This is a genomic window from Bacillus sp. PPSBB_2 (genome assembly GCF_045291115.1).
Taxonomy (GTDB): domain Bacteria; phylum Bacillota; class Bacilli; order Bacillales; family Bacillaceae_G; genus Bacillus_A; species Bacillus_A cereus.
In genome coordinates this window covers 2783485-2799682 of the sequence record NZ_CP147983.1, presented here as the reverse complement: position 1 = coordinate 2799682, position 16198 = coordinate 2783485, and the positions used below count along the sequence as shown (strand labels likewise).

Here is a 16198-nt window from a genome sequence, read left to right as displayed (position 1 = left end):
TTTATTTCAATATATTAAGCCGAACTAACTATATTTTTCAACTTTTCTCCTATACTGCAATACTATAAAAATAAAAAAGGAGGAATTATTATGAGCATTTTTAACATTCTTTTAACCGTACACATCCTATTTGGAACAATATGCTTAATCACTGGTATTGTAGCGATGGTTGCCCAAAAGAAGAAAGGAAAACATACCGAATGGGGCGAAATATATCATGCATCCTATGTTGTCATTACCCTTACGGCAATACTATTATCCATTATCAACTGGGATAAAATTGCATATTTATTTTATGTAGCAATCTTCTCTTATTCATTTGCGATTTATGGATACCTTGCACGAAAAAAACGTTGGAAAAATTGGCTCCATCACCACATTAGAGGTATGTTAGGTTCTTATATAGGGGCAGTCACCGCACTTTTAGTAAATGTCGGCATCCATATTCCTATTATAAATTTACTTCCGCCAATATGGTTTTGGTTTTTACCCACCTTAATTGGTATCCCCCTCGTAGCCAGTGTATCAAAAAAATATAAAAAGCGTAGTTGAAATTAATTACATTTTGATTACTTTCTGATTATTAGAATGAAAAATTATACTCTATGTATCACGAATGATATCATGAGTGCTCGCCCTATGAATATTTAAAATAAAATGCCGCCCAACAGGACGGCTCTTATTTTTACTTTACAAACGTAACATATTCACCAGAAACCCATTGATTTCCACCAACATTATACCAACCATCTTTATATCCAAATGATTGATATTTTTCACCTTGATACACGTTTTTCACAATGCCGTAATTTGTTCCTGGGCCGGTACGAACACGCAATACATCAGCGATTATAGTAACTACACCTACACCCTCGTTTGATGATTGTGAAGGTGTTGGTACATTTCCTCCCGTATAACGAATATATGATGGATCGTTATAAATCCACTGATCGCCACCGAGATTTAACCAGCCATTTGATTGTCCAAATACTTTGTAGGACTCTCCTTTCCCTAATTGACGAATAACGCCATATCCAGTACCAGGTCCTTTTCGTAAATTTACATTACTACCGTTAATATAAGCAATCCCTACACTATCATTCGACGGGGGAGGAGTCACTACGTTTTGAGCACCTTTTCCAAAAGTATCCGTTCCATATCCTTTGTAGTTATATTGCAAATGCGGGCTATCCACAAATCCTTTCCAGTCACCGCCCCATTCAAAGCCAATTTGTTTAGCATAACGAATTGCTGATGCCCACGGTTCTTTATTATAGCCATTCCAATCTTCTGTACCATTCGACTGAATTGGAACAAAATCTAATGCCTGTCCTACTAAGTGATATGAGCGCATCGTTTGTGATGCTCCTTTACGAACATATTCACGTTGTTGCTCGACCGTACGGATTGTTTCATAAATTAATACTTCAATTCCATTGTCGATACAGTACTGATACCACTTAAAAGCTGCAGCTTTCGTATTATCCGCTAATTTATTCAGATTACTTACATTTCTATTGTGGTATTTCAATATGCAACATCTCCTTTTCTATTATCCTATGCAAAACTCGTCTCATGGGTTGTACATATACCTAGAACGATCCGAAGTACAAATACATAAGAAGCCAATTCATCTAAATAGATTTACATTTCTAGCTTCAAACTTTGTAAACTGAAATCGAAGCAATAAAAAAACCGCAACCCAGGTCTTCTAGTTGCGGTTTTTGGTATTTTCTTTTTATATGCAACATGCCACCTTGCATTATTAATCCTAATATATAGGTTGTGTAAATTTTCCCTTTATGAATAACACTTCTTATTCATGACTTTTCAAATCCAATATTGAATGTAAACGATCCGGATAATTAGTAAACATCCCGTCGACTCCCCATGAAAGTAACTTTTTCATATCTTTTTCATTATCTACTGTAAATGGATGAACTTCTAATCCGTTTTTCTTTATTTTATTTACATAATCTGAATCAATATATTTGTAATTCATACCAAGACCTATGCAGTACGTTTTATACTTTTCTATCTCTAATTCTGTTAATTGAACTGCTTTTTTATAAGGTAGAGGGTGTTGCAAAACTCATAAATATCCAAAAATGAATGCATAAAGAAACCCGTTTTCCTGGAAGAATGATAGTATCCTAAAACTATCTCCAGAAAGGACGGATTTACTAGTATGATAACCAATTTTGATCAAAATCAATCCATTTTACAAATTTTATTTGCCTACGTAGACAGTTTAACCATTGGAGGCGTTCCGCCTATGACAGGCCGCCCACCCATCTGTAGAAAAGCTTTACTCAAATGTTTTTTTATAAAAACGGTATTCCAGATCAATTCATTACGTAAGTTAACTCGTTTTTTACATCAATATCCTTCATTTCGTGTATCTTGTGGCCTTTCGCTTGTTCCTCATATATCTACTTTTTCACGTGTAGGCACTTGGTTTCGCAACGAAGAAATTCCGTTGCTTCATAAACAAATTCTTCAAGAAAAGAATTTAGGGTTAATTCCGTGCGTTTTAATTGATAGTACAGCCTTACGGAGTAGTTTATATGATTCTCAAGCGAAATGGGGAAAATCTACTCGCTATGGTTGGTATAAGGGATATAAAACTCATGTCTGTTCTACACCAGAAGGTGTTATATTGTCGTATGCATTTACAACCGCAAATGTACATGATAGTAAAATAGCTCCTGCATTGCTTCGGGATATACAAAACCAAAATGTGTTATTTTCCGTTGCAGATGCCGCTTATGATAGTCAGCACATTCATGAAATTGCCGGAGCATGTGATATCTTTGCGATCAATCCAATTAACCCGCGTAATAGCGGACCAATCAAAAGTACACATCGTCGTGTAGTGTCTCATTTTCTACAAACTACCTTTGGCAAACAGTTGATGAAAGAGCGTGGAAAAATTGAACAACAGTTTAGTCATCTCAAAGATAAAGGGCTGGAACAGCCACGTTGGTATGGTCAAAATCGCTATCTATTGCATGTTCAGCTAGTTTTTCTGATTCATAACATTGCATATTTATTTTAGTTTTGCAACACCCTCAAGGTAATAATTGTACTAAAGATATATTACTATTTAAGCTATGAATCTTTTGCAGACTTTCTTCACTAAACGATTGAATAATAACTTTATCCTGTATTTCATAGTGATTAATAATTTCTAATAATTTTTCTTCCATTCCTGGATATTCATTAGGTGATTTTGTTTCAATATAATAGTTTGCGTTATGCCCAAACGTTTCAATAATTTCTGTTAATGTTGGGACTTTAGCATTTTCAAATTCTTTCTTTGCTAAGTTCGGATATTTTTCGTTGAAAAAAGAATCTGCATTTAGTTGCTTTATTTCTTCTAATGTATGCTCTTTCACTAGCCCAGTACCATTTGTTGTACGGTTTAAGGTTTCGTCATGCATTGCCACTAAATGCCCATCTTTTGTCATTTGGAGATCAATTTCTATATAATCTCCATTCATTTTTTGTCCTAATTTATATGCTGCTATTGTATGTTCAGGCGCATATGCAGAAGCACCTCTATGTGCGATATTTTTTATATGATTTGATTGATTAATAGCTTTAGTATACTTATGTTCATTTATTTTCTGAAAAACAAAGATACTTATTACTATAAATGCACAAATTATTGTAACGAGATATATCTTTTTCATAACGATTTATAAGCTCCTATATAAAGACGATTTAACTTGAATGATTTACTCAATTAAATGTCGATTTTCCAATACAGTCATTTTGCCGATATCTTGAAATCCCAATTTTTTATAAATATTGATTCCATCGGGTGAAGCTTGTAATACACAATACGTATTTTTAAATTTATGTGCTTCTTGCAGCAGGAAATTGAACATAGCAGATCCGAATCCTCGTCCTCTCATTCCTTCTTTCGTTGCTATGTCATAAATACCAATACTATCTTTTGAACATATCAATGAACCAACAGTTACGACTTCACCTTCATATAACCCTAAAAATAATTTCAGATTCTCACTGTTACATATATCAAGATTAGAAATTTGATTATAGAATGCTTGTACATGTATACCTTCTTCTGATGTACCGAATAGATCAGCTAACGTTTCTCCAAATTTATTTATTTGTCCAGGTGAAGATGCTTGTTGAATAGTAAAACTTACTGGCATGTTTATTGTTGGGGAAATTGTTTTTAAGTCTGCTACCATCGCAATATTCTGTTCCACTTCTTTTAAACCGATTTTAATTAACTCACTTTTTATATCCCGCTCTTGCTCCTCATCCCATAACCAAACACTCATTGGAAAATTTCTTTGATAATAGTATTCTACCTCTTTATATAATTTCTCGATCCCTTCCGTTAAATTATTGTTTAGTAGAGTGATGATATTAAATGTATCGGCAGGTAATCCACAATCAACAGCAATATAATCTTTCGTTTTTTTATACTCATTCCGGGCACAAATTGTGCAACATATGAAGTTTTAAATGCAAAGTTTTCTAGTAGTAGTTGTTTATAATTCATCAATAGTTCTCCTTTTCATAAAAAGTAATAATCGAATCTCTCTATATTAAATATAACATATTAGAAATTTACCTTTTTTTATAAAAAGTACCTCTTTAAATTGTGCTCTATAGTTTAAAATAATTAAAAATGATATAACGTTGTCGGAATGAAAAAAGTGGTATATAATAAATATTAACATTACTAGTAATTATTTTAGGTATTCCTAGAATAAAGGAGCGATACATATGAAAATTACTATTTATTTCGGAAGTCATGAAGATCAAGATGTTCGTACTATGGACTGTCATTTAGATGTAGAAGATACAGAAGAGATTGTTTCTGTATCATAATATAAATAGTTAGGGTAAACCCTATTCCCTACAGCGTTTAAGGCACCTTTTATAAGGTGTCTTTTTTGTTATATTTTCATCAAAAACCCTTTACTTTATAGCATTTTAATAGTAAAATATAATTATACGAACAAACGTTCTTTTCTATTTTAAACGTACATGAAGGGATGATTTTAACAATGGCTCCATTAAAGCGCAGAGGAAGAAAAAAGCAAGCACCTATTATTTCAAATACAGGCTTTATCGGCTCTGTCTTTATTGATACATTGGAGTTACAAAAGAAATCCTATTATTTCGCTCGTAAAAAACTTCAAATTGTTCATCACGTATTAGATGGTCTCTCTGGAGCAACAAGCGCTTTGTTTAAAGAACATAACATTTCAGCATACATGTCATGTGTATATTTACATAAACAAAAGAAAATTGGCTTTGTTCTTTCAACGAAACCATTTGAACAAAATGATGGCATTGCTTATTTTGTAAATTATTTAATCGAAAAGAATTTTTACGGCGGCCATGACGAAGATGTAGAATATCAAGAAGTATTTAATACAGGTTTTATCGGTGTAGTATTCGCTGATTTATCTAGTATAGATCGCTTTAATTTCGAGTTTGAAATGGGTATGCTAACGAAATTAATGAAAGATATGATTATTCCGGTTAAAGAACTCTTTTTACGCCATAATGTACCGGCTTACATCTCCACTTCTCACTTAGAAGAACAAAACAAATTAGGTTTCGTTCTCTCTGTAAAGCCATATGACGAACGCGCTGAAGCAGATTTATATTTTGAAGCATATTTAAAAGAACGCGGATTATTTATTGGTGATGAAGAAGATGATATTGATAAGATTGTCATTAGAAAAACAGCTGAATTACGATAGAAAAGCGCAGGATGCTAATCCTGCGCTTTTTAAGTTACGTTAAACACTATAATCTTTTGAATGAATTTCTAAATTAAACTTATTTGCTAAAATTTTATTCAAAGTAAAAAATACAATCCCCCCTGCAATGGGAAGCGTGTAGGCTGGAATGAAATTTAATAATAGTCCTGATATTGCAAGTGCTATTGGTTGCATTATTTTACCTAAGCTTAATCCAATACTAAGAACTCTTCCTCTATATTCTTCAGGAATCTCATTTTGCATGAAATACATTAAAGGAATATCAATTTGTGCTATCATAAATCCTAAAAAGAACATAATCATGCAATACGTAGTAACATATACCAAATTATTTACTACAATAGATTTAAATAAAACAGGTATCCCTGAAACTATCATAAAAATTGCCAACATAAAACTTATTTTTTTCAATAGATAAGAATAAGAATAACAATCAGTTATCTTTTTCACTAATATTGCACCAACTATCATACCTATCGGAAAAGTCCCTTGAATCATACCAAATTGCTTAGAATTAAGATTGAGAACTGTGTTAATAATGTATGGCAACGGAACGGTTACAGCAAAGCCTAAAAAGAAATTAAGGGAAATTAAAATACTAAAAGTATTTTTTAAGCTTTTCCGCTCCAATAAGTAAGAGTATCCCTCCTTTATATCTTCAATAAAATTAATTTCTCTAATTGAACATTCCTCATTTATGTTTTGCTCGCACAATTTAAAGTTTATAAACAATATGGATATAGCCGAAAGGATAAATGAAATACCGTTAATAATTATAAAAGTTTTCATATCAAAGACTGCAAAAACAATGCCCCCTAACATAGGCCCTAAAATTAAAGATATAGAATCGATAATTTTACTTATAGAATTTACTCATTAACCGTTCTTTAGTAACCATATTCGGTTTTACGGCCTCTAATCCTATTCCAAAAAACGTTGTAAATACGGTCATAAGAAAGGTAGTAGTATAAATAATGAATAAGTTTAATCCATAATAGTTGCTTAATATATAAACAGTTATTAATAAGCACCCGCTTAATACATCCATGCAAACGACGAGTTTCTTTTTATCAACCTTATCAGCAATGACACCGGCAAATGGATTCATAACAATCATTGGAATCGTTCCTAAAATAAGCGTAATCGCGAAATTTAAAGCAGATCCGGTTATTTGTAATACATACAACCCTAATGCGAAACTATAAATAGAGCTACCAAATAGTGATACTGTTTTTGCAATTGAATATAAACAAATATTTCTTAGTTCTTGGTTTCTATTTTTATTTTCTATATGTAATCGTAAACTTCCCATCATTTTCCCCCCTGCATAACTTTGTATTACGTACATTGTAAGTTCTTGGGTCAGCCCAATAGCAATATGTACGATTTGAAAAGTTTTAAGGGAAAATAAATAAAAGATGGAGTTAACCCCATCTTTTTCCGAAAAATGAATATGTATAAATTTCTTCTCCTTGAACAAAGAAATCTTCGTACTTTCCGCCTCTTTTTAAATAATTTGAAGTGCTTTCATCAATCGATTGAAACTGTAAATTTTGGATTTCTTTCGTTACTTTTGCAGATGTAAAATTCCCTCGGAGTCTAGGTGCAATTTGGCTATTTATACTAAATTTATTAAATAAAATAAATGAACTTAATAAATAACAATTGTGTTTAAAAAGGGAATTTAATTCGCGCAATAAGAACTCCTCATGTTCAAAACTATAATTACTTGTACCTGATTGATCGATTACAATATCAATAGAACTACTCTGAATAGGTATGTTTAGAAAGTCGGCACAAATAAATACAATATTTCTTTTCACATTTCTTCTCTCAATTACATCTTTTAAAAGTAAAAGTTTATTCAAATCTCGATCAACAGCAATATATAAACAATTTTCCGGTAGTTCTTCATAAATATTTCGTAAAAAGAACCCAATACCAGACCCTAAATCAAGTAGTATTTTTTCATTTAAATCTAGTTGCATTAGTTTCTTTTTTGACCATTCTCCTCCTCTTTGAACATTTTCCAAAAAAGCAGTATCGGTTTCATGGATATAATCCGAAATAGAATCTTCAAGTGATGTCTTTTCATACGCTTTCAACGAGTTACCAGCTGTTAAAACCCCTGAAATAATCGCGTATTCTTCACCACAATTACAAATTAACTTTCCTTCAATAATTTGATTCTTATTAATAATCCCATCTTCAAGAATTAAATTTCCGTTACACTTAACACATTTAAATAAATGAAGTACTTTTAAATCTACCCCTAAAATTGAACTCGAAATTTCAGTTTCTATAGATAAATTATTTAACGTTTTCTTTAATTTATCTTTTCGTTCCTTTAAGGTTTTTATCTCTTGTTCAATCTTTTCATATTTTACTTTAAATATAGATTGATAAAAAATATCCTTTTCATAGTCTAAGGATTTCCCTAAATTTTTATAAAAAAACAGTTCTTTAATTTCATTCAAGCTAAACCCTATCCATTTGTACTCTAATATAAGTTCTATATCCTTTTGACAATACTCGTCAAAAAAATAGTGACTTCCTTTTTTCTCAGGAATAACGAGTCCGAGATCCATATAATGTCTAATCGTATCTACACTTACATTATTTACTTCTGCAAACTTACTGATTTTCATCCTAATCACTACCATTTATATATTTGTTTATACATACTTCTTTATTATTTTAAAAAATCCTTTCATCTCCCTATATAAAATTGTTTATATTATGAAAAAGATGTAATTAATTTTAGAGTTCCGCCACATATCCATCAAGCTAAGCTTATATAAGTTTAGCTACTCTTTTTAATCTTGAATTTAAAAAAAGGGTAGCAGGTAGTACGGTTATGTCTATATATCTAAAAAACTTAAAATTAAACTATGAGTTCATGGATAAATTAAAAACTGTGGCGTAAGTACTACAGTTTCTTCCTTCTTCATTGAGTTGAAATATGTAAAGTTACGTACTTTAACTGTAGCGGACTTGTACTACGCGTTCATATTAATTTTATAGACGTTTAAGGATTTTGTTTTATGGTAAGTATTTTTGCTGTGAAATCAGGATTGTAAATATAGATGAACGTGATTCAAATCAAAAAAAGGTACTCCTAGAAGTACCTTTTTTACTATTCTATATGTGCGAACGCTTTCAAAATTATTGGATATAAATTGATGTACGCATTGTATTAAATGGTGAATTTATAGATGTCTTTTGGTACTCAAACGTTCCTTGTTGGTGTCCAGAAGCATCCCATTTATAATACCAGCCAACGATTGGTCTTCCGCCAATTATAGTGGAATCAATACTTTTTACATTAGAACCATTCATTTTAGCAAATGGGTTTTGGCCATAGCCCATTTCTTTCGTTGTAATATATAAATATTTTCCCCCGTGGTTACGCGATGTGCTGAAGCTGTTCTGATTAATTGTTTCTACCCCGCCTAGCTCAGACTCTACTTGTACGACGTTTAGTGAAGTAAGTGGTGCTGCTGGTCCAGCTGAAGCTTCTGTTGCCATTCCTAATCCGACGAACGCTGTGATTGCTAACGATGAAATCCCTAGTGCTGCTTTTTTAAACATAAAAAACATCCCCTTCCATCTATTGTTTTCTCTTTCATTTTCAATATAATCCCAATAACCTTATATGTAAATAGATTGTAGCTGTATAAATATTACTGCGAATATTCTATTATATATTTCTACAATTCTATTACTTAATATGAATGATTTACAGTGCAAAACGAAATACACACATGTCAAGTTTGTAGTGTTGACATAAAAATTGTAAACTGGCTTATGCCTCGTATTTATCATATTTTATATCCAATATTCCTAAGCTTCTGTATTCTAGAATGTTTTTACTACAACTATTCATTTTTTCTTTGCAGGAACAACTGTGATAACATCTCCTTTATCATTTAAAGTCAGAGAATGTAGAAATTATAGCTAGTTATTGATATGCTACCTACTACGTACTGGAGCGCAACCTATCTGATAGGTGAATGATTCATGTGAAAAAGGAAACGCTACCAGTTCTATAGCACCTCCTTTTTATTTAATAAGTTAGACAGAAAGAATAGAAATAATGTTTTTCCTGTTTCACTATCCTTTTGTTTGTAAATGAACTGAGTTTTGAAAAACTATCCTATATAGTATGAATCGGGTATAGACATTAAATAATAGAATAGAGCACCTATTACTCCACAAGTAAAAATAGTAAATCCCATATTTCTTATGCCTTTAATTTTTGACCACAATCCAATAAATCCTGCTATTAACCCACTTAAAGAGAATAGTGAAAAGTTGGAAACGGGTGTAAGAAGAAATTCCGCATTAATCCCTGTCCCCCAACAAACAATAGGTAACACGACAAGGGTAAGACAAAGTAATCCCATTACACTTACAAGTAATTTAAGATATTTGATACCTGCAATAATTAAATAGATTCCACCTATAAATCCACATAACCAGTAAATTGGCATAAAGTAAATCCAAAGAAAATGCAAGATGATCATATGTAATTTCCTCCTATTTATTTTCGCTCATTGTAGTTCTGGTTATTTGATGTTCTGAATTCGTTGCTAATTTATTAAGTTGATTTAGCGTTTCTTCTAAATCAAACGAATTAAACCAACGGTAATCCTGTCTGTCTAGAATACGATAATGCTGACTAATTAGATTTTGTTGTAAGCGAAAGTTCCCTTTTTCTTGAATCTGCTTCCACCAGACTTTTCCTCCCAATGTTTTTTCTTTGAAGTTGTTAGTGCTATTGTGGGCCATTGTTTCGATTACTACTAATGGATCATCCCCAAGAGTATTCTGTAAAACTTCACTATCTCTAAACAATGCACAAATAGCAACAGTGTTGGTCCAACCTGCATTCGTTCTCCCTTTCTCAATTTGAACAAGCGTTTTTTTTGATATGCCGAGAACTTCAGCCATTTTATCTTGTGTATATCTTTTTTCAGTGCGTATTAACTTTATTTTCATTGAAATAAGTTCAATTGCATGCTCCTTATTCACTTTACTTCCCCCCTCAAAAGTAACTAATGTGTTATTTAGTGTAATTTTACACTTTAATCAATTCATTTTCAACTCAATCCTCCTTAAATCTTGTAAGAAATAATTGGATAAGTCATAAAAAAGGCATTCCACAGTTATCTATGAGAAGGTAGCTCGACCATCGATTTCTAACCTCGATGGAGATATATCGAGATCACATTTCATTTTAATTAAATAAAAAACCCGTAAATAATTCACGGGTTTTACTTTAATAACTAATTGCTATTGTACCTTCACCTGCATGAACCGCAAATGAAATTGGTAATGGATATAATTTGAAATCCATTTCAGGGAATGCTTGTCTAATATCTGCAATCCATTCCTCGGCTCCATCTTTATCATTAGCATGGAACATGTGAAGTACTTTTGGTAATTCTTTTTCAAGTTCATTTTTAATATATTCTCGACATTTTTGGATTTTACGAACTTTCTTTTCAAGTAAAAGCTCTCCACCTTTTACTTCTAATATTAAGTTAACACTTAATAAACTTCCAAGTAAAAATTGAATGCCCTTTACACGACCACTTGCATAAAGGCCTTTTAAACTTTTCGGGAATACGTGGAAAGGTCTTCTTTTTTCATCTACTAATGTTTTGTGTATATCTTGTAAAGTCATACCATCATTGTATAACGATTTCGCTTTTCTAATTAGTTCATCCATTGGATAACTTGTTGTTTCACTGTCTAATACCGTTAATGGAAAACCTGCCATTTCTGCAGCTAGCTTCATATTTTGATAGGTTCCACTTACTTTTCCGCTAATAGCAACTGCAAATCCTTCTTCATATTCTTCTTTGCATTTCGTAAATAACTCTACCATTTCCCCAATATTAGGTTGTGAAGTAGTGACTGTTTTACCTTCGTTTAACGCATTATAAACACGTTCACGTACACCTTCTTCACAATCTTTGTACGACATTCCATCAATAATAACTTCGATTGGGATAACAAAGTTATCTCCTTCTGTTTTAAAATTCGCAGTTGTACTATCAGTAATCCAAGCAACACGATTCATGTTGTTCCTCCCTTAATTCAATTCCTCTTTTCTAATTTTTCTATATATTTATGTTATGAAAAGAGAATATCCCTGTAATAGTAACAGGACTTTATTGTTTTGGCTATAGTAGATGCATATTAAATGTGACTATTTCTTGTCTATTTCACAAATAAAAAAGAAAATCAAGGAATTTGCTCGATTTTCTTCTTATCATATACTATTTAAAAGTTTCATTATCTAAAATTACTACATAATCATTTGTTAATCGTCCAGCTTCTTTTGTATAACTAACAAGCCTTTGTATATTATCACAGCAAATTTTTGCTCCCCATACGAGTAACGGTACGCCAATAAAATCAATATGGAACCTTCTAGAAAACAGCCCACCGAAAGTCATCGGTAAAGGCACTGTTGGTGATGTATTAGAAAATATAATCTTTTCATGGCTTTGATAATGTTTTTGCAAGATTTCTCCTAAATGCTTCATCGCTGGTACAACAACTTTTGATGCGCCACATCCAATCGTATATACAGGATGACCATGTTCATCGATTCCATGAAAAATAATTTTTCCCATATCTTCTGTTTTCAATTTATTAAAGTAATCTACATTCAAAATTTCTTCTTTCGTTAACTTACGATCCGTTGGTAGTTTATTTAAATGATACGCTGCAGCTAGTGAGGTAGTATGTGTTCCACCAAAATCTGTGTAAATGTATATCATATTATCATCCCTTGTTGTAAAAGTTCAATGTTAATTAGTATTACCGTTCTTAGCAATGTTAAACAAGGGATGTTATTTGTCCCATATGAATAATGGACTGGATTGTTACAAACCACAACAAAGCCGAAATGAGCCAAATACGGTTTATTTTCACTTTTCGTTCTTTACTTTGCATCAAAACAATAATAAGAACAACAAGTAAAATATCCATTTAGAATCCTCCTATAAACTTGTTTATCTTTAAAGCTTATATTCTCCCCTTCTCATCAGCCTTAAGCATTATTTATAAAAATAAAAAGACGTACTTTTTACTCGTACGCCTTTAATAACTCGTTTAAACTCCTATTTATCAACTAATTCCATACCTTTAGAATTAGTTTTACCCAACACTCGAATGTTAAATTTATTAATGGCTTTTAAAAAGATATTATAAATACAATATCCAAAAATAGAACCTAGAACATTACAGATCACATCATCAATATCAGTAATACGTCCCACTCCACTAAATAACGACTCAATTAATTGTAGCAATTCAATACTAGCTGATATAGAAAATCCTAATAAAATTGTATTTTTGAATTTCTTATATTTATCCCATAGGATAGGTGCTAAAAATCCTAAAGGCATTAATAATAAAATATTCCCGCCTACATTTCTTACAATTAGACCAATCATAAATAGGGCATCTCCATCATAAGCACTACCAATTTGATTGATGTCTTTAATAATTGATGCAAATGGTATTATATTGACCGAGCGATTCAGATTTTCAATATTAGAAGGAAAACCGATTGGTAAAGGGAATAAAGTTACTGCAACAACCATACAAATGTAGACCACGAATAAAAAACTTACTAGTTCTTTCCACCAAATCACATATTTTTTATTTTTGGTACCAATTAATATTCCACGTACAATTAAATAACAAATAACCCCTAAAATAATAAACAAACTACCGTTGATCATATACAAATTGTTAACACATCCTTTCATATGAAGTAATAATTAAAATTTACAACTATATAGTAATGTTTTTTTATTTAAAAATCCATATATTTATACGTAATTGTGCAGAATTGCAAAAAACCCTTATTAAATGAATATAGGGTTCCTCGTTAACTAAAATATTTTTCAAAACAGAAACAAGCATGAACCCGTTTAAATTATTTTCGCATCTCTTCTTTTATATCCATATAATTAAAAAGCTCTTTCTATTTCTGTCATTAATTTTTCGGGTCCTGCCCCTTTATTCGATGGAATAACTAAAGTGATTCCTAATTCTGGATATATGGCCGAGCGAAAACTGACGCCTGGATCATATCCCATTACATGATATTTGAATACCTTGTTTTCTCGTGTTTCAATCCATATTCCATATCCGTAAGACTGTTTATCATTTACATGAATGTGGGGAGTTAAAAGTAACTTTGTATATTCCTTTCCTAAAATTTCATTATTAAATAGTGCCGCCCAAAATTTCAACATGTCTGGTGCAGTAACATATGCACCTCCATCAGCTCCTCCTTTTATTGGTATAGAGTAGACGTTTGTTCTCCAATTTTGGTTGGTTTCGTCCTTTATATATCCTAGAGCTGTATGTCTTGGTAATCTATCTAACGAAAAATAGCCAGAATCATTCATACCAATCGAATTAAAAATGTTTGTTTCTATATACTCCGTGAATTTAAGTCCCGTCTGTTCTTCTATTATTAATCCAAGTATAATAAAACCTGCGTTGTTGTAGTGAAACTTATTTCCAGGTGCAAACATCATATTATTGTTTTGAAATAATGGTAAAAAGTCTTTTACGCTCTTTAATAGATACATAGGTGTTTGTTTCCAAAGGTCTTCGAAGTTATCCATAATACTTTCATCAAAATAATCTGGTATACCAGCACTATGCGTTAGTAGTTGATGTATTGTAATATCTTCATCGAAGTTTGGAAATTTTATCTCTAGACAATCTTTTAATTTTGTATGAAAAGAAATAACACCTTTTTCAACAAGTTGACAGATGCCAATTGCAGTGAAGATTTTACATCCTGAGGCAATGCCAAATCTTGTTTGTATCGTATTGTTTATACATTCACTTTGGTTTGCGTAACCCAATGCTGTTTCATAGACTAAATCTTTTTCTTTTTTTACTAAAACTACTCCAGAGAAATCTATTTTCTTTTGTATTTCTTTTACAATTTTATCAATTTCATCTTTTGTTTTTATCACGACAACCACCCTTATCTTTCGGTATTGTTCTTTCCTCATATTAATTTTTCCATATAAAGAGGAAAGAACCCTCTTATTAAATACGATAAATTGTTAATGAGAACACAAAGTTCATTTCGAAGTTATCCCGTTATTTATGAGCAGTAAGACCCCCATCTTAAAATTCAGTAGAAGCAAAGAAATGAGGTGGGGGCCCTGCTGCCCGTAAGAGCCCGATTGGTGAGGGCTAATAATCAGCGGAGGATGCCCCCCCCTGATTAAAGTTTCACTTTATTGATTCAGTAGAATACAACTTAGATTGTGATGGGAATAAAGTAAACACACACAAGACGATAGTAATAAATAACATGATCAATGAACCTACAATAACTACAAGTTGTATAGAAATGAACTGAGTCGCAACACCAGATAATATTGTAATAAAGATTGTTACTAACGCAATAACAAGTCCATATATACTCCCGATCCGTCCCATTATATGAACGGGAACGTTATTTTGGTAAAATGTATAAAATCCTGTATTTGCATATGCCATAGAGAAAGATAAAATAAAGAATCCAATAGCAGCTATTAAAAATACATTTGAAAAAGCATAAATTATATAACCAATTGCGATGAATAATGATCCTATTCCAATTAGAAATGAAGGTGCTAATTTCTTTGATAAAATTGTATTTGTTATGGCACCTAAAATAAATCCTGCACCAGCTATACTAACTAGAAAACCGTATTCACTATCTGTTAGTAGTAATACCTCTTTCGCAAACGATAGTTCAAGTGAATCAGTAGCAGTTGCTAATACGAACATACTTTGAAATAAGAAATACACACATACGACATACACATGTTTTCTACTAAAATTTATAACAGTGTTCCAATCTTTTTTTAATACTGTAAGTGAGGGTGTTGCAAAACTCATAAATATCCAAAAATGAATGCATAAAAAAATCCGTTTTCCTGGAAAAATGATAGTAACCGAAACTATCTCCAGAAAGGACGGATTTACTAGTATGATAACCAAATTTGATGAAAATCAATCCATTTTACAGATTTTATTTGCATACGTAGACAGTTTAACTATTGAAGGCGTTCCGCCTGTGACAGGTCGCCCACCAATCTGTAGAAAAGCCTTACTGAAATGCTTTTTCTTGAAAACTGTATTTCAAATTGACTCTTTACGCAAATTAACACGTTTTTTGCATCAATATCCTTCATTTCGTGTATCTTGTGGTTTATATTTCGTTCCTCATGTTTCTACTTTTTCACGTGTAGGTACTTGGTTTCGTGAAAAGGGTATTCCAGTCATTCATGAAAAGGTTCTTCAGGAACTAAATTTAGAGCTGATTCCTTGTGTGTTAATCGATAGTACTGCCTTACGAAGTAGTTTATATGATTCACAAG

14 protein-coding genes and 5 pseudogenes are annotated in these 16198 nt (G+C 31.8%); 4 read left to right on the top strand and 15 right to left on the bottom strand.

Annotated elements, in window-relative coordinates; translation table 11 throughout:
• Nucleotides 1-90 precede the first annotated feature (90 nt).
• Entirely contained in the window at nucleotides 91-552 is a 462-nt protein-coding gene (locus V6946_RS14010; protein ID WP_006929674.1) for a hypothetical protein, read from the top strand.
• Between the two features lie 133 nt (nucleotides 553-685).
• On the opposite strand, the gene V6946_RS14005 is transcribed toward V6946_RS14010, so the two are convergent.
• Together V6946_RS14005 and V6946_RS14000 are read right to left on the bottom strand one after the other, a co-directional pair.
• On the bottom strand, nucleotides 686-1531 hold the full coding sequence (locus V6946_RS14005) for an SH3 domain-containing protein (protein WP_000873736.1): 846 nt from the start codon (nucleotides 1529-1531) through the stop codon (nucleotides 686-688).
• A 285-nt stretch (nucleotides 1532-1816) separates the two neighbouring features.
• A pseudogene (locus V6946_RS14000) lies at nucleotides 1817-2077 on the bottom strand (glycerophosphodiester phosphodiesterase family protein); the annotation flags it as partial.
• Nucleotides 2078-2188: 111 nt separating this feature from the next.
• Between V6946_RS14000 and V6946_RS13995 the strand changes: the two are divergent.
• Entirely contained in the window at nucleotides 2189-3058 is an 870-nt protein-coding gene (locus V6946_RS13995) for an ISNCY family transposase (protein ID WP_023520903.1), read from the top strand.
• Between the two features lie 16 nt (nucleotides 3059-3074).
• Here V6946_RS13995 and V6946_RS13990 read toward each other — a convergent pair.
• Nucleotides 3075-3695 (bottom strand): annotated as a pseudogene (locus V6946_RS13990) (glycerophosphodiester phosphodiesterase family protein); the annotation flags it as partial.
• A gap of 45 nt (nucleotides 3696-3740) precedes the next feature.
• Nucleotides 3741-4540: pseudogene (locus V6946_RS13985) on the bottom strand (GNAT family N-acetyltransferase).
• A 511-nt stretch (nucleotides 4541-5051) separates the two neighbouring features.
• Between V6946_RS13985 and V6946_RS13980 the strand changes: the two are divergent.
• Complete coding sequence (locus tag V6946_RS13980; protein ID WP_006929668.1) at nucleotides 5052-5756, top strand: hypothetical protein; 705 nt, start codon at nucleotides 5052-5054, stop codon at nucleotides 5754-5756.
• Nucleotides 5757-5795: 39 nt separating this feature from the next.
• On the opposite strand, the pseudogene V6946_RS13975 reads toward V6946_RS13980, so the two are convergent.
• The 11 genes and pseudogenes from V6946_RS13975 to V6946_RS13925 form a co-directional block, all read right to left on the bottom strand.
• Nucleotides 5796-7089, bottom strand: a pseudogene (locus tag V6946_RS13975) (MFS transporter).
• Nucleotides 7090-7201: 112 nt separating this feature from the next.
• Nucleotides 7202-8425, bottom strand: a complete 1224-nt coding sequence (locus tag V6946_RS13970) for a methyltransferase domain-containing protein (RefSeq protein WP_006929666.1) — start codon at nucleotides 8423-8425, stop codon at nucleotides 7202-7204.
• Nucleotides 8426-8942: 517 nt separating this feature from the next.
• On the bottom strand, nucleotides 8943-9368 hold the full coding sequence (locus V6946_RS13965; RefSeq protein WP_000472917.1) for a DUF4879 domain-containing protein: 426 nt from the start codon (nucleotides 9366-9368) through the stop codon (nucleotides 8943-8945).
• Nucleotides 9369-9928: 560 nt separating this feature from the next.
• Nucleotides 9929-10303 (bottom strand): hypothetical protein, encoded by a 375-nt coding sequence (locus tag V6946_RS13960; RefSeq protein WP_000584709.1) that lies wholly within the window; start codon nucleotides 10301-10303, stop codon nucleotides 9929-9931.
• A gap of 13 nt (nucleotides 10304-10316) precedes the next feature.
• Nucleotides 10317-10811: a helix-turn-helix transcriptional regulator gene (locus V6946_RS13955; protein WP_001031006.1), complete on the bottom strand. Its 495-nt coding sequence runs from the start codon at nucleotides 10809-10811 to the stop codon at nucleotides 10317-10319.
• 247 nt (nucleotides 10812-11058) lie between these two features.
• Nucleotides 11059-11865 carry a DegV family protein gene (locus V6946_RS13950; protein ID WP_006929665.1) on the bottom strand — a complete coding sequence of 269 codons (807 nt, stop codon included), beginning with the start codon at nucleotides 11863-11865 and terminating at the stop codon, nucleotides 11059-11061.
• Nucleotides 11866-12064: 199 nt separating this feature from the next.
• Nucleotides 12065-12571: a DUF3189 family protein gene (locus V6946_RS13945; protein WP_000639421.1), complete on the bottom strand. Its 507-nt coding sequence runs from the start codon at nucleotides 12569-12571 to the stop codon at nucleotides 12065-12067.
• Between the two features lie 58 nt (nucleotides 12572-12629).
• On the bottom strand, nucleotides 12630-12782 hold the full coding sequence (locus V6946_RS13940) for a hypothetical protein (RefSeq protein ID WP_006929664.1): 153 nt from the start codon (nucleotides 12780-12782) through the stop codon (nucleotides 12630-12632).
• A gap of 131 nt (nucleotides 12783-12913) precedes the next feature.
• On the bottom strand, nucleotides 12914-13546 hold the full coding sequence (locus V6946_RS13935) for a VanZ family protein (RefSeq protein WP_000281844.1): 633 nt from the start codon (nucleotides 13544-13546) through the stop codon (nucleotides 12914-12916).
• A gap of 225 nt (nucleotides 13547-13771) precedes the next feature.
• Nucleotides 13772-14797, bottom strand: a complete 1026-nt coding sequence (locus tag V6946_RS13930; protein ID WP_006929662.1) for a serine hydrolase — start codon at nucleotides 14795-14797, stop codon at nucleotides 13772-13774.
• A 265-nt stretch (nucleotides 14798-15062) separates the two neighbouring features.
• Nucleotides 15063-15698: pseudogene (locus V6946_RS13925) on the bottom strand (MFS transporter); the annotation flags it as partial.
• 109 nt (nucleotides 15699-15807) lie between these two features.
• Here V6946_RS13925 and V6946_RS13920 point away from each other — a divergent pair.
• Nucleotides 15808-16198: transposase (locus tag V6946_RS13920; protein WP_406622343.1), on the top strand; the 391-nt coding region annotated here is incomplete at its 3' end.

Bases quoted from the DNA above. Each gene is read 5' to 3' on its own strand.
- V6946_RS14010 (WP_006929674.1), top strand. From the start codon at position 91: ATGAGCATTTTTAACATTCTTTTAACCGTACACATCCTATTTGGAACA.
- V6946_RS13995 (WP_023520903.1), top strand. From the start codon at position 2,189: ATGATAACCAATTTTGATCAAAATCAATCCATTTTACAAATTTTATTT.
- V6946_RS13980 (WP_006929668.1), top strand. From the start codon at position 5,052: ATGGCTCCATTAAAGCGCAGAGGAAGAAAAAAGCAAGCACCTATTATT.
- V6946_RS13970 (WP_006929666.1), bottom strand. From the start codon at position 8,425: ATGAAAATCAGTAAGTTTGCAGAAGTAAATAATGTAAGTGTAGATACG.
- V6946_RS13965 (WP_000472917.1), bottom strand. From the start codon at position 9,368: ATGTTTAAAAAAGCAGCACTAGGGATTTCATCGTTAGCAATCACAGCG.
- V6946_RS13960 (WP_000584709.1), bottom strand. From the start codon at position 10,303: ATGATCATCTTGCATTTTCTTTGGATTTACTTTATGCCAATTTACTGG.
- V6946_RS13950 (WP_006929665.1), bottom strand. From the start codon at position 11,865: ATGAATCGTGTTGCTTGGATTACTGATAGTACAACTGCGAATTTTAAA.
- V6946_RS13945 (WP_000639421.1), bottom strand. From the start codon at position 12,571: ATGATATACATTTACACAGATTTTGGTGGAACACATACTACCTCACTA.
- V6946_RS13940 (WP_006929664.1), bottom strand. From the start codon at position 12,782: ATGGATATTTTACTTGTTGTTCTTATTATTGTTTTGATGCAAAGTAAA.